The organism is Streptomyces sp. NPDC046122, assembly GCF_056429965.1.
Genome location: NZ_JBWKLQ010000007.1, coordinates 1 through 13,013, shown reverse-complemented (window position 1 = coordinate 13,013; position 13,013 = coordinate 1). Strand labels below are relative to the sequence as shown.

12 protein-coding genes are annotated in these 13,013 nt (G+C 71.9%); 9 read left to right on the top strand and 3 right to left on the bottom strand.

Annotation, left to right across the window (positions count from 1 at the left end):
- Positions 1 to 20 precede the first annotated feature (20 nt).
- Positions 21 to 485 (bottom strand): metallopeptidase family protein, encoded by a 465-nt coding sequence (locus AC07FK_RS19845; protein WP_479106503.1) that lies wholly within the window; start codon positions 483 to 485, stop codon positions 21 to 23.
- Positions 486 to 806: 321 nt separating this feature from the next.
- Between AC07FK_RS19845 and AC07FK_RS19840 the strand changes: the two genes are divergently transcribed.
- The 6 genes from AC07FK_RS19840 (at position 807) to AC07FK_RS19815 (ending at position 6,713) form a co-directional block, all read left to right on the top strand.
- Positions 807 to 1,181 carry a DUF3499 domain-containing protein gene (locus tag AC07FK_RS19840; protein ID WP_453402880.1) on the top strand — a complete coding sequence of 125 codons (375 nt, stop codon included), beginning with the start codon at positions 807 to 809 and terminating at the stop codon, positions 1,179 to 1,181.
- 67 nt (positions 1,182 to 1,248) lie between these two features.
- Positions 1,249 to 2,622, top strand: coding sequence for a phosphomannomutase/phosphoglucomutase (locus AC07FK_RS19835; RefSeq protein ID WP_479106215.1), 1,374 nt, complete (start codon positions 1,249 to 1,251; stop codon positions 2,620 to 2,622).
- Between the two features lie 299 nt (positions 2,623 to 2,921).
- On the top strand, positions 2,922 to 3,104 hold the full coding sequence (locus tag AC07FK_RS19830) for a Trm112 family protein (protein ID WP_479106502.1): 183 nt from the start codon (positions 2,922 to 2,924) through the stop codon (positions 3,102 to 3,104).
- 96 nt (positions 3,105 to 3,200) lie between these two features.
- On the top strand, positions 3,201 to 4,334 hold the full coding sequence (locus AC07FK_RS19825) for an SIS domain-containing protein (RefSeq protein ID WP_479106214.1): 1,134 nt from the start codon (positions 3,201 to 3,203) through the stop codon (positions 4,332 to 4,334).
- 140 nt (positions 4,335 to 4,474) lie between these two features.
- Positions 4,475 to 5,647 (top strand): mannose-6-phosphate isomerase, class I, encoded by a 1,173-nt coding sequence (gene manA / locus AC07FK_RS19820; protein ID WP_479106213.1) that lies wholly within the window; start codon positions 4,475 to 4,477, stop codon positions 5,645 to 5,647.
- A gap of 97 nt (positions 5,648 to 5,744) precedes the next feature.
- Positions 5,745 to 6,713, top strand: coding sequence for a cation diffusion facilitator family transporter (locus AC07FK_RS19815; protein ID WP_479106212.1), 969 nt, complete (start codon positions 5,745 to 5,747; stop codon positions 6,711 to 6,713).
- Between the two features lie 55 nt (positions 6,714 to 6,768).
- Here the strand turns inward: AC07FK_RS19815 and lepB are convergent, their stop codons facing one another.
- Positions 6,769 to 7,470: a signal peptidase I gene (gene lepB, locus AC07FK_RS19810; RefSeq protein ID WP_479106211.1), complete on the bottom strand. Its 702-nt coding sequence runs from the start codon at positions 7,468 to 7,470 to the stop codon at positions 6,769 to 6,771.
- Positions 7,471 to 7,755: 285 nt separating this feature from the next.
- On the opposite strand from lepB, the gene ahcY reads away from it, so the two are divergent.
- Together ahcY and AC07FK_RS19800 are read left to right on the top strand one after the other, a co-directional pair.
- Positions 7,756 to 9,213 (top strand): adenosylhomocysteinase, encoded by a 1,458-nt coding sequence (gene ahcY / locus AC07FK_RS19805; RefSeq protein ID WP_479106210.1) that lies wholly within the window; start codon positions 7,756 to 7,758, stop codon positions 9,211 to 9,213.
- A 100-nt stretch (positions 9,214 to 9,313) separates the two neighbouring features.
- Entirely contained in the window at positions 9,314 to 9,928 is a 615-nt protein-coding gene (locus AC07FK_RS19800) for a hypothetical protein (RefSeq protein WP_479106209.1), read from the top strand.
- A gap of 395 nt (positions 9,929 to 10,323) precedes the next feature.
- Here the strand turns inward: AC07FK_RS19800 and AC07FK_RS19795 are convergent, their stop codons facing one another.
- On the bottom strand, positions 10,324 to 11,448 hold the full coding sequence (locus tag AC07FK_RS19795; protein WP_479106208.1) for an RDD family protein: 1,125 nt from the start codon (positions 11,446 to 11,448) through the stop codon (positions 10,324 to 10,326).
- Positions 11,449 to 11,588: 140 nt separating this feature from the next.
- On the opposite strand from AC07FK_RS19795, the gene AC07FK_RS19790 reads away from it, so the two are divergent.
- Entirely contained in the window at positions 11,589 to 12,596 is a 1,008-nt protein-coding gene (locus AC07FK_RS19790) for a stage II sporulation protein M (protein ID WP_479106501.1), read from the top strand.
- Positions 12,597 to 13,013: the final 417 nt, after the last annotated feature.

The following is a 13,013-nucleotide window of genomic DNA, read 5'->3' as shown; positions in this document are numbered from 1 at the left end:
ACGCGAGGGGGCGTACGGCGTCAGCCGTCGCCCTCCGCGTCCCCGTACCGCGGATCGACGGACTCCGGCGACAGGCCGAGCAGTTCGGCGACCTGCTCCACCACGATCTCGTGCACGAACATGGCCCGCTCGTCCCGGTTCTTGGTCCGGATCTCGACGGGCCGCCGGTAGATGACGATCCGCGCCGGATGGGCGCTCGTCGCGGCGATCATGCCGCCGAGGGGAACGGACTCGGCGGCCCAGCCGTCGGAGTCGCCGCCGCCCGCGGGCGGCACGTCGAGCACAAGGAAGTCGACCTCGGCGAGCTGCGGCCACCGCCGTTCCAGACGCTCGACCGAATCCTGCACGAGATCGCCGAAGGCGGCGGCCCTGCTGGTCGACAGGGGCACCTGAGGGGGCGCCACCGGGCCGCGCATGCCGCGACCGTGCCGGTCGCGCCGCCGGGGCCCCGGGCCGGTGGGGAGGGGAGGTACGGGACTGTCCATCACTGACGCAGGGTAGCCCTCATCGGGGCGGTGCGGCCGCGCCGGACGGACGGCAGACGGCATGTCGCATATTGAGCATTCCAGCCAAGGTTGGGCTCGAATTCAGGCCCGTACGCGACCGTCGATCTCGCGACGCTTGACGGCATTTGCCCCAAGTGGCGACTGGGCACGGCCCGGTGACCGGCTGTGCGCGCGGGTCTCCGCGCAGGTCGGGCCAGTTGCGCAAGGGGCGCCTGGGACGGGACGAGACCCGCGACACGGTGGAGTGACGTGGGGGAGAGTCGTCGCGGCCCGCTCAAGAGTGCGGTACCGTCCAACCTCGTGAGCCCTGTACGTCGCTGTTCGCGCACCGCGTGCGGCCGCCCTGCCGTCGCGACACTGACGTACGTCTACGCGGACTCGACCGCAGTCCTCGGCCCGCTCGCCACCTATGCCGAGCCCCACTGCTACGACCTGTGCGCCGAGCACTCGGACCGGCTGACCGCGCCGCGCGGCTGGGAGGTCCTGCGGCTCGTCGACGGCTCGGCCCCCGCCCACCCGAGCGGTGACGATCTCGAAGCACTGGCCAACGCCGTGCGCGAGGCCGCCAGACCGCACGAGCGTGCGGCGGAGGCGAGCGGCGGGGCGCGCACCGCCGACCCGATGGAGGTCGCGCGCCGCGGCCATCTGCGGGTCCTGCGCTCCCCCGACTCCTGAAACCACTCCTGTTCGTCCGTACGGGTAGCCTCAGGGCCGACCAAGAGGACTTCAGGAGGGGCTGGCCGTGGCTGCTGAGCGGGCTGATCTGTCGCAGATCGTCAAGGCGTACGACGTGCGCGGAGTCGTCCCCGACCAGTGGGACGAGCCGCTGGCCGAGCTGTTCGGAGCCGCCTTCGCCCAGGTGACGGGTGCCGGCGCGATCGTCACCGGGCACGACATGCGGCCCTCGTCGCCGGGTCTGTCCCGGGCGTTCGCGCGCGGGGCGGCGGCGCGCGGTGTGGACGTCACCGAGATCGGCCTCTGCTCGACCGACCAGCTGTACTTCGCCTCGGGGAGCCTCGGACTGCCCGGCGCGATGTTCACGGCCTCGCACAACCCCGCGCAGTACAACGGCATCAAGATGTGCCGGGCGGGAGCCGCCCCGGTGGGGCAGGACACCGGCCTGGCGGAGATCCGCGCCCTGGTGGAGGAGTGGTCGGCGACGCCGGCCGCAGCGGCCACCAGCCGGATCGGAACCCTCACGCGGCGTGACACGTTGAAGGACTACGCGGCCCATCTGCTGTCCCTGGTCGACCTCTCCGCGATGCGCCCCCTCAAGGTCGTGGTCGACGCGGGCAACGGCATGGGCGGCCACACCGTCCCCACGGTCTTCGACTCCCTCCCGCTGACCCTCGTCCCCCTGTACTTCGAGCTGGACGGCACGTTCCCGAACCACGAGGCCAACCCGCTCGACCCGAAGAACCTCGTCGACCTCCAGGCCAAGGTCCGCGAGACCGGCGCCGACCTCGGCCTGGCCTTCGACGGCGACGCGGACCGCTGCTTCGTGGTGGACGAGCGCGGCGAGGGCATCTCCCCGTCCGCCATCACCGCCCTGGTCGCGGCGCGCGAGCTGGCGCGCAACGGCGGCGAGGGCGCGGTCATCCACAACCTGATCACCTCGTGGTCCGTCCCGGAGGTCGTACGGGAGAACGGCGGCACCCCGGTCCGCACCCGCGTCGGCCACTCCTTCATCAAGGAGGAGATGGCCCGCACCGGCGCGATCTTCGGCGGCGAGCACTCGGCGCACTACTACTTCCGCGACTTCTGGAACGCGGACACCGGCATGCTGGCCGCCCTCCACGTCCTCGCGGCCCTCGGCGGCCAGGACGGCACCCTCTCCGCCCTCGTCGCGGAGTACGACCGCTACGCCGGATCCGGCGAGATCAACTCCACGGTGGACGACCAGGCGGGCCGCATGGCGGCGGTCAGGGCCGCGTACGAGGGCCGCGACGGCGTCACGATCGACGAACTGGACGGCCTGACGGTCACCGCGGCCGACTGGTGGTTCAACCTCCGCCCGTCGAACACGGAGCCGCTGCTGCGCCTGAACGTGGAGGCGAGGGACGAGCCGACGATGGCGCGGACCCGCGACGAGGCGCTGACGCTGATCCGCGCCTGACCACGGCAGTTGCATCGCCCGGTGAGACTCCCGACACCGCCTCGTTCCCCGGGGCCGTGCCGGGGACGCGGGGCGTGCTGTGCGAGTGGGACGCAGGGCGTCCTGTGCGGGCCGGACGCCGGTCGCGCGATCCAGCCCCGCCGGGCCTCTGCATCACGCGCTCCGGAGCCCCGCTCCCCTCCCGGCGCGCCCTCCCGTCAACACCCGCGCCCCGCCACCCCGCATCGCCCCCCACCCGGCGGTAGGCTGACCTGGCCCGATCCGTACCCTGTTTCCGCATGCTCGAAGGGACCCACCCCATGCCGCTCGAAGCCGGCCTTCTGGAGATCCTCGCCTGCCCCGCGTGCCACGCGCCCCTCAGCGACGCGTCCGCCTCGGACACGCCCGAGCTGATCTGCACCAGCGACGACTGCGGCCTGGCCTACCCGGTACGGGACGGCATCCCGGTGCTCCTCGTCGACGAGGCCCGCCGCCCCGCCTGACGCCGGCCCGCACGCCCCGCCCAGCCTGACGCCCCACCCCCACCCCGCGCAGCGCCCCACCACAGGCCACGCGCCCGGCGATCGGAGGCTCGCACCATGCTCGACGAGTCGTTGCTCGACGACCCGGAGTCCCTGGCCCGCGCCGACCGCCGCGGCCTGCTGCGCGGCGCCGCCGAGGCAGGCGCCCGGGTACGGACCGCCGCCCGGCACGCGACGGAGGCCGGCCTGGCCGAGATCAAACCGGAGGGCCGCCCCCGCGCCGTACTGATCGCGGGCCCCGGCACCGCCGCCAACGGCGTGGCCGACCTGCTGGTCACCCTGGCCGGCGCCGCCTGCCCCGTCACCCGCCTGAACTCCACCGGAGTCGCCCCCGCCGCCGGCGCCCTGCGCTGGGCGCTGCCGGGCTGGGCGGGCTCGGTCGACCTCCTGCTCCTCGTCACCCCGGACGGCGCCGAACCGGGTCTCGCCGTCCTGGCCGAACAGGCGTACCGCCGTGGCTGCACGGTCGTCGCCGTGGCCCCGCAGCGCTCCCCGCTGAGCGAGTCCGTCAACGGCGTGCACGGCCTGGTCGTACCGATGGCTACCGCCCCGTACGAGGAGTACGACGAGGGCACGGCGACCGGCCCCGCGGCCCTCTGGGCGCTCCTGACCCCGCTGCTCGTCCTCTTCGACCGCCTCGGCCTGATCTCCGCGCCCTCGGACACCCTCCGGCTCGTCGCCGACCGCCTCGACCGCACCGCGGAGCGCTGCGGCCCGGCCATCGCCATGTACGGCAACCCGGCCAAGACGCTCGCGTCCGAGCTCGCCGACTCGCTCCCGCTCATCTGGACGGAGGGCGCGTACGCCGGCCCTGTCGGCCGCCGCTTCGCCGCCGTACTGGCCGAACTGGCCGGACGCCCCGCCCTCTCCGCGGAACTCCCCGAGGCCCTGCCCGCCCACGGCGTGCTGCTCTCCGGAGCCTTCGCCGCCGGAGCCGACCCCGACGACTTCTTCCGCGACCGCGTCAACGAGGCACAGGCGCTGCACGCCCGCGTGGTGCTGCTGCGGGACCGCCCGACCGGTGGGATGACCGCCGCCCCGGCCGCCCGCGAACTCGCGCTGAGCCACGACACCGCCATCAGCGAGATCGAGCCGGAGGACGGCAGCGAACTGGAGAACCTGGCGGAGATGCTCGCCATCACGGATTTCGCCGCCGTTTACCTGGCGCTCGCTTCCGCAGGCGGATCATGAGCAGGCACACCAGTACCCGACCGCGGCACCACCGGCACCACCACCCCACCCCACGGGTAACAAGGTCACCACGAGCGCCACCGCCGGCGTCACCGCCAAGGGTCACCACAAGCGAAGTCACCACACCCAGGGGAAGCCCCATGGACCGCCTCTCGAACACCGTGCGCCCCTACGCCTGGGGCTCCACGACAGCCATCCCGGCCCTCCTCGGCACCACGCCCACCGGTGAACCGCAGGCCGAGATGTGGATGGGGGACCACCCCGGCGCCCCCTCCCGCGTCGACCGCGGCGACGGTGCGGGCGAACGGCCGCTGTCGGCCGTCATCGACGCGGCCCCCGAGGCGGAACTGGGCGAAGCCGTCGTACGGAAATTCGGCCCCCGCCTCCCCTTCCTCCTGAAGATCCTCGCGGCCGGCGCCCCCCTCTCCCTCCAGGTCCACCCGGACCTCGCCCAGGCGAAGCAGGGGTACGCCGCCGAGGAGAGCGCCGGGGTCCCGGTCGACGCCCCGCACCGCAACTACAAGGACCCGAACCACAAGCCCGAACTGCTCTGCGCCCTCACCCCCTTCGAGGGCCTCTGCGGCTTCCGCGACCCGGCCGCGTCGGCCGACGCACTCGCCGCACTCGACGTCGACTCCCTCAAGCCGTACGTCGACCTGCTGCACGCCCACCCCGAGGACGCCGCCCTGCGCGAGGTGCTCACCGCCGTACTGTCGGCCGACCGCGCCGAGATGGCCGAGACCGTCACGTCCGCCGCTGCCGCCGCCGACCGCCTGGGCGGCGCGTTCGCCCCGTACGCGGCCCTCGCGCACCACTTCCCCGGCGATCCGGGCGTCATCGCCGCCATGCTGCTCAACTACGTACGGCTCCAGCCCGGCGAGGCGCTCTTCCTCGGCGCCGGCGTACCGCACGCGTACCTCAGCGGCCTCGGCGTCGAGATCATGGCGAACTCGGACAACGTGCTGCGCTGCGGCCTGACGCCCAAGCACGTGGACGTCCCGGAACTCCTGCGCGTCGTCCGCTTCGAGGCCCGCGACCCCGGCATCCTGCGCCCGGAGGCGTCGTCCTCCACCGGGGAGGAGCTGTACGACACTCCGATCGACGAGTTCCGCCTCTCGCGCCACGTCCTCGCCCCCGGCGCCGCCCCCCGCACCCTCCCGTCGGCCACCCCGCAGATCCTGCTGTGCACGGCGGGCAGCGTCAGCGCCGGCGAACTGGCGCTCGCGCCCGGCGAGTCCGTGTTCGTACCGGCAGGCGAATCGGTTGATTTGTCCGGTACCGGCACGCTCTTCCGCGCCACAGTGGTCGCCTGACGTACCGTCCGCACACGCCGCCCCGACAAGCTGCAACAATGTGCGGCCGTACGGCGGCGCCAGGGCCGCGGCACCAAGGAAGGGACATCCGGCACCCATGAGTGCGTCAGGCGGAACCAAGGCGATCGTCGCGGCACTCGCCGCCAACCTCGCGATCGCAGTAGCCAAATTCGTGGCGTTCCTCTTCAGTGGCTCGTCCTCGATGCTCGCGGAGAGCGTGCACTCGCTCGCCGACTCGGGCAACCAGGGCCTGCTGCTGCTCGGCGGCAAGAAGGCCAAGCGCGAGGCGACCCCCCAGCACCCCTTCGGTTACGGGCGCGAGCGCTACATCTACGCCTTCCTGGTCTCCATCGTGCTGTTCTCCGTCGGTGGCATGTTCGCCATCTACGAGGGCTACGAGAAGATCAAGCACCCGCACGAGATCGAGGCGTGGTACTGGCCGGTCGGCGTCCTCGTCTTCGCGATCATCGCGGAGAGCTTCTCCTTCCGTACGGCGATCGTGGAGTCCAACCAGACCCGCGGGAACCTCTCCTGGAAGGACTTCATCCGCCGTGCGAAGGCCCCCGAGCTGCCGGTCGTCCTCCTCGAGGACCTCGGCGCACTGGTCGGTCTGATTCTGGCCCTCGTCGGCGTCAGCCTCGCGATCGCCACGGGCGACGGCGTATGGGACGGCATCGGCACCCTGTGCATCGGCGTCCTGCTGATCGTCATCGCGATCGTCCTGGCCGCCGAGACCAAGTCGCTCCTCCTCGGTGAGGCGGCGGGCACGGAGGACGTCGACAAGATTCAGGCCGCGCTCGTGGACGGCGAGACGGTCACCCGCGTCATCCACATGCGCACGCTCCACCTCGGCCCCGAGGAGCTGCTGGTCGCCGCCAAGATCGCGGTCCGGCACGACGAGACCGCCACCGAGGTCGCGCACGCGATCAACGCGGCGGAGGACCGCATCCGCGCGGCCGTCCCGATCGCCCGGGTGATCTACCTGGAGCCGGACATCTACAGCGAGTCGGCGGCAGCGGCCGGCGAGAACCCCGCGACCAGCCCGGGCGGCCCTTCCGCTCACTGACACCGCACCCGTCACGACGAAGGCCCCCGCCGATCCACCGGCGGGGGCCTTCTGGTTACGCCGGAGGCGGCGGCGCGGCCGTCCACGCCGGGCCGGGAAGGGCCGCCACCCGCCGGCGCCGCACCACCAGGGCGGCCACCCCGAGGCCCCCACCGGTCAGGAACAGCAGGGCACCCGCCATTCCCGCCGCGACCAGCACGAGGGGAACCGTCCAGTCGTCCAGCACCGTGGCGCGCACCCGGGAAACGGCGACCGTTCCGGACCGCTCGGAGAGGAAGAACCGCGAATCCCGCGAGTTCCCCCGGTTTTCCCCGAGCAGGAACATCCGCCCCTCGGGCACCGTGACGTCGAACGCCGCCCCCGCCACACCCGCGACGCCGTCGCGCACGTACGGCTCGTCGAGCGGCGCGCCGTTCAGCGTCACCGACGTGTCGCCGTCGCGGTAGGCCACCCGGTCGCCGCCCAGGGCGACCACCCGCTGCAGGCTGAGCCCCTCCCGAACCCGCTCGGGAGCCGAATGGAGCACCACGTCCCCATGCCGCACGTCGTCGCCGGACATCTCCTCCGCGACGATCGTCTCGCCCTGCCGGTACGTCGGGCTCATGTTGTCGCCGCCGACCTTCGAGGCCTGGTACCCGCCCCGCCCCATGCCGAGACCGGCCGCCGCGAGCACCGCCCCGGTGATCAGCAGCACGACCGCCGCGATCCCCAGCCCCCTGCCGGCAGGCCGCCCGCCCGTCGTTGTCGCCTGTCGCATCCCACCCCCTCCCCGGAATCTGCCGCCCACACGCTAGAGCCCTCCCGTGCGCGGGCCGACAGCGGCGTACGTCTGACCAGGGCGGCTGGGGACCGCTGGGCCGATCGGTGTAGATTCGTGACCTAGCCAGACGTCGCTGCTGATGGCGGTCGGGCGGTCCGGTGGGCCGGCCGAGGGAGAGAGGGCCTCCGACGGACTGCGCTGCGAGCGCCCGGGCACTCGTATGCCCGCCGCCGCAGAGTCAGCCGTACCCACCTCGACCCATATCCACGAGGAGCAGCCCGCATGACGACTGTCGCAACCGGCCAGGACTTCAAGGTCGCCGACCTCTCGCTCGCCGCCTTCGGCCGCAAGGAGATCACCCTCGCCGAGCACGAGATGCCCGGCCTGATGTCGATCCGCAAGGAGTACGCCGCCGCCCAGCCCCTGGCCGGCGCCCGCATCACCGGCTCCCTGCACATGACCGTGCAGACGGCCGTCCTCATCGAGACGCTGGTCGCCCTGGGCGCCGACGTCCGCTGGGCCTCCTGCAACATCTTCTCCACCCAGGACCACGCCGCGGCGGCCATCGCGGTGGGCCCGAACGGCACCCCCGACGCCCCGGCCGGCGTCCCGGTCTTCGCCTGGAAGGGCGAAACCCTCGAGGAGTACTGGTGGTGCACGGAGCAGGCCCTGACCTGGCCGAACACGCCCACCGGCGGCCCGAACATGATCCTCGACGACGGCGGCGACGCCACCCTCCTCGTCCACAAGGGCGTCGAGTTCGAGAAGGCCGGAGCCGCCCCGGACCCGTCCACCGCGGACAGCGAGGAGTACGCCCACATCCTCACGCTCCTCAACCGCACCCTCGGTGAGAGCCCGCAGAAGTGGACCCAGCTGGCCTCCGAGATCCGCGGCGTCACGGAGGAGACCACCACCGGTGTCCACCGCCTGTACGAGATGCACCGGGACGGCACCCTCCTCTTCCCGGCGATCAACGTGAACGACGCCGTGACGAAGTCGAAGTTCGACAACAAGTACGGCTGCCGCCACTCCCTCATCGACGGCATCAACCGCGCCACCGACGTCCTGATCGGCGGCAAGGTCGCCGTCGTCTGCGGTTACGGCGACGTGGGCAAGGGGTGCGCGGAGTCGCTGCGCGGCCAGGGCGCCCGGGTGATCATCACGGAGATCGACCCGATCTGCGCTCTGCAGGCGGCGATGGACGGCTACCAGGTGGCGACGCTCGACGACGTCGTCGAGACCGCCGACATCTTCATCACCACGACCGGCAACAAGGACATCATCATGGCCGCGGACATGGCCAAGATGAAGCACCAGGCGATCGTCGGCAACATCGGCCACTTCGACAACGAGATCGACATGGCCGGCCTCGCCGCCGTCCCCGGCATCGTCAAGGACGAGGTCAAGCCGCAGGTTCACACCTGGACGTTCCCCGACGGCAAGGTCATCATCGTCCTCTCCGAGGGCCGCCTGCTGAACCTGGGCAACGCCACCGGCCACCCCTCGTTCGTGATGTCCAACTCCTTCGCGGACCAGACGCTGGCCCAGATCGAGCTGTTCACCAAGCCCGAGGAGTACCCGACGGACGTCTACGTGCTGCCCAAGCACCTCGACGAGAAGGTCGCCCGCCTCCACCTCGACGCCCTCGGCGTCAAGCTCACCACCCTCCGCCCCGAGCAGGCCGCCTACATCGGCGTCGAGGTCGAGGGCCCGTACAAGTCCGACCACTACCGCTACTGAGCCGTACGCTCGGCACTCAGCAGCAGTAACCTGCAGGCAGGCCCCCGCACCCCCGTGTCGGGGGCCTGCCCCATGTCGGACCCCTAAGGACCCGAGACCCATGCCCCGCGGCCGTTATTCGCTCCACGACCCCCACGACCACACCCCCCTGGGCGAAGAACACTTCCACTGCGCACCCGGCCCCTCCGGCTGGCGTTACGTCTCGCAGATCACGGCCCCCTCAGGCGACCACGCCGGCTCCGTCGACCTGGCCATCGACGAACTCGGCCGCCCCATCCGCCTCGAACTGCACGCCGCGAGCTGGCAGGTCCGGGGCGCCGCCATCGACGGTGTCACCTGGGTCCGTACCGACCCGACCGGCGCTCACGCCACCGAAGGCAACGCGCCCGCGCACACCTTCACCGGCACATCCCCGGCCTTCCTCATCGCCACCACCCGTCTCCTGAGGCTCACCCCCGGTTCCCCCGCCACTCGCGTCCGCCTGGTCGCCTTCACCGACCCGGTCCTGGCCCCCCGCACGATCGACCAGTCCTGGGCCTTGCTGAAGAGTGAAGCGCATGCCACTGACAATGGCCCCCTGATGGTGGACGAGTACCAGGTCAACGCCCTGGACACCGGCGAACAGCACCTCGTCCACATCGCCGGGGACGTGGTCCTGTCAGCCCCCGGCCTGGAACTGGAACACCTGGAAACCCCACCGTCGACCTTCCCCTGACCACAGCCACCACCGCCGCGACCTCCCCCGTCCGAGTCCGCCCCCTCGTGCGTCGGCAACACGACGGCCCCCGCCAGGCCCCATCCGGATCCCCAGCCCTGTGAACGGACCGCCGCCGTGCGCAGGCGGCCCTAACCGTCGCCCCGCCCGACGTCAGTGGCCCACTTCGGTAATGCGACGGCCCAAGCCTCGTCCGGACTCCTCAGCCCCGTGACATGGACGCCGCCATGTGCCACCGCCCTGCATCGTCGCCCGCCCGACGGGCGGGCGTCTGACGACAGTGGCCGCGCCTCGGTAACGCGACGGCCAAGCCCCCGCCCGGGCCTCAGCCCGTCGGCCATCCGGCATCCGAGCAGCGCCCGAGACGGAGCGGCGAGGTCGGGGAGCCCGCCGCCCTAAGCCGGCGGCGCGAACCCGGTCCGACCCGACGCCCCGGTCCCGCCGGAAGCCCCTCGCACTTCCGCCGCAGCACTCACCCGCACCCCGTTCTCCTCCCGCCCAGCACCAGCACCAGCACCGGCATCCGGCCCTGCACCGGCACCCGCACCCGGACCGGCGGCCGTACCCAGATCCGAACCGGAACCCGAACCGGCACGCGCACCCCCATCGGCACCCAGCCCCGCACTGGCACCAGCACCCCAGCCCGCCCCCAGCCCCGCACTGCCACCAGCCCCCGAACCCGCACCCGCCCCCAGCCGCACACCTCCGGACCCCCAAGCACTCGCCCCCGGAGCCGCGGCACCCCCACCGCCACCCACATCCACCCCAACCCCGCCGCTCCCCACCCGCCGCGCATCCCGCGCCTGCCGCTCGCTCACCACGGCGGCCAGGTACGCCGCAGGCGGCACCTCCCGCGGCGCCGGCGCCCCCGTACGCTGCGCCAGATCCCTGGCCAACCGCTCAGCCATCGACCAGCTCACCTGCGGATCCAGCTGCCCCATCCGCGTCAGGTACTGGCGTATCGCGAGCCACAGCCCGTCCGGTACTCCGGAGAGATCAAGAGTGGCGAACCGCCCCACCAGCCACGGCGGCGGAGGCGGCACCGCACCCACCCGCCCGGCGGACACCCTTTCCCGTACGACGAGAGTCCCCGCGAACACGTCGCCGATCCGCCGCCCCCGCTCCGACACCAGCGAGGCGATACAGGCGACGACCCCGAACGTCATCAGGATCTCCACCACCCCCACGGCCCCCCGGACCAACGCGTGCCGGAACCGGATCGGCCCCCCGTCGTCCCGCACCACCCGCAGGCCGCACGCCATCTTCCCCAGCGACCGCCCGTGCGTGAGCGTCTCCACGGCGATCGGAGCCCCGACCAGCACCAGCAGAAACGACGCCACCGCGACCGCCATGCCCGCCGCCTCGTCGAGCGAGGCGGTGGCTATCGCCAGGCCCACCGACACACTCAGGTAGACCGTCCACACCACTGCCATGTCGATCGCCAGAGCAAGCGCCCGGCTGGGCAGCCTTGCAGGCCGCAGCCCCAGTACGACCGCGTCACCCGTAACAAGCTCACTCACCGGAAACCCACCCTCCGCCACCCATGGCAGCTCTTCCGCCCCGTCCCTGCCCCCTGAATCCCCAGTCTGCCAAGCTGGCCCGCAGCGCGCGCCGCGCAGTACGGACCGTACGGACCCAGGGCCTGGAGCAGCAGCCGATCATGGACCTCGACGTCTTCGTCACCGCCCACCACGCAGAGTGGGACCGACTGGACCACCTCCTGCGCCGCGGCCGCCGCCTCACCGGCGCGGAAGCCGACGAACTGGTCGCCCTTTACCAGCGCACGGCCACCCACCTCTCGCTGATCCAGTCGACCGCCCCGGACCCCACGCTCACCGCGCGCCTCACCCACCTCGTGGCCCGGGCCCGCGCCACCGTGACCGGTACCCGCCGCGCCTCCTGGCGCGACGCCACCCGCTTCCTGACCGCGGGGTTTCCCGCGGCCGTCTACCGCACCCGCCACTGGTGGGTCCCCACCGCGCTGCTCTCCATCGCCGTGGCCGCGGTCATCGGCTCGTGGATCGCCACCCACCCCGAGGTCCAGTCCGCGATCGCGGCCCCCGGGGAGCTCCGCGACATGACCCGCCCGGGCGGCCAGTACGAGACGTACTACTCCAGCCACCCCGCCGCGTCCTTCGCCGCCCAGGTGTGGACGAACAACGCCCAGGCGGCCGCCATGTGCCTGGTCCTGGGCGCTTTCCTGTGCTTCCCGGTCCTCTGGATCCTCTTCCTCAACATGCTGAACCTGGGCGTCGCTTTCGGCCTGATGTCCTCGGCCGGCCGCCTCGACGTCTTCCTGGGCCTCGTCATCCCGCACGGCCTCCTGGAACTCACCGCCGTCTTCGTGGCCGCCGGCACGGGTCTGCGCCTCGGCTGGACCCTCATCGACCCGGGCCCCCGAACCCGCCGCGCCGCCTTGGCCCAGGAGGGACGCGCGGCCCTGGGCATGGCGATCGGCCTCGCACTGATCCTGTTCGTCGCCGGCGTGATCGAAGGCTTCGTCACGCCGTCCGGCCTCCCCACCTGGGCCCGCATCGCGATCGGGGTCGTCGCCGAACTGGCGTTCCTCGCGTACGTCTACATCCTCGGCGGCCGAGCAGCCCGGGCAGGCGACCAGGGCGACGTCGAGGAGACAGACCGAAGCGCCGAACTCCCCACCGCCGCGTGATGTGCGTACGACCCCTCTGAGCTGGTACTGTCCTGTCCGCCCCACAAGAGCTGTTGACACGGCAGGCGTGGGGAGGTAGATTTAAACGGTTGCAACGGGTGGACGTACCCACTGGCAACTGTGAGCATCTGTCTCGCTCTCCGGTTGGTATTACTTCCTGGAGAGTCACTCGATTCAAATTCGAATCATGAAGCCGATTAGGTCGGCCGAAATGCTTCTGATAAAGTCGGGGACAAGCCGAAAGGCAAAAGGCCACTCCACCCGGCCACCAGAAACAAACTCCGAACCGGAAACGGAACGGAAAAGCGGATCTGGTAAGGTTGGAAACACGAAATACCGAACGAAAGCCCGGAGGAAAGCCCGAGAGGGTGAGTACAAAGGAAGCGTCCGTTCCTTGAGAACTCAACAGCGTGCCAA

Excerpts from the sequence above, each read along its gene's own strand:
- AC07FK_RS19800 (WP_479106209.1), top strand. The coding sequence starts at position 9,314 with ATGCCCCGCGGCCGTTATTCGCTCCACGACCCCCACGACCACACCCCC.
- manA (WP_479106213.1), top strand. The coding sequence starts at position 4,475 with ATGGACCGCCTCTCGAACACCGTGCGCCCCTACGCCTGGGGCTCCACG.
- AC07FK_RS19790 (WP_479106501.1), top strand. The coding sequence starts at position 11,589 with ATGGACCTCGACGTCTTCGTCACCGCCCACCACGCAGAGTGGGACCGA.
- AC07FK_RS19830 (WP_479106502.1), top strand. The coding sequence starts at position 2,922 with ATGCCGCTCGAAGCCGGCCTTCTGGAGATCCTCGCCTGCCCCGCGTGC.
- lepB (WP_479106211.1), bottom strand. The coding sequence starts at position 7,470 with ATGCGACAGGCGACAACGACGGGCGGGCGGCCTGCCGGCAGGGGGCTG.
- AC07FK_RS19845 (WP_479106503.1), bottom strand. The coding sequence starts at position 485 with ATGGACAGTCCCGTACCTCCCCTCCCCACCGGCCCGGGGCCCCGGCGG.
- AC07FK_RS19815 (WP_479106212.1), top strand. The coding sequence starts at position 5,745 with ATGAGTGCGTCAGGCGGAACCAAGGCGATCGTCGCGGCACTCGCCGCC.
- ahcY (WP_479106210.1), top strand. The coding sequence starts at position 7,756 with ATGACGACTGTCGCAACCGGCCAGGACTTCAAGGTCGCCGACCTCTCG.
- AC07FK_RS19825 (WP_479106214.1), top strand. The coding sequence starts at position 3,201 with ATGCTCGACGAGTCGTTGCTCGACGACCCGGAGTCCCTGGCCCGCGCC.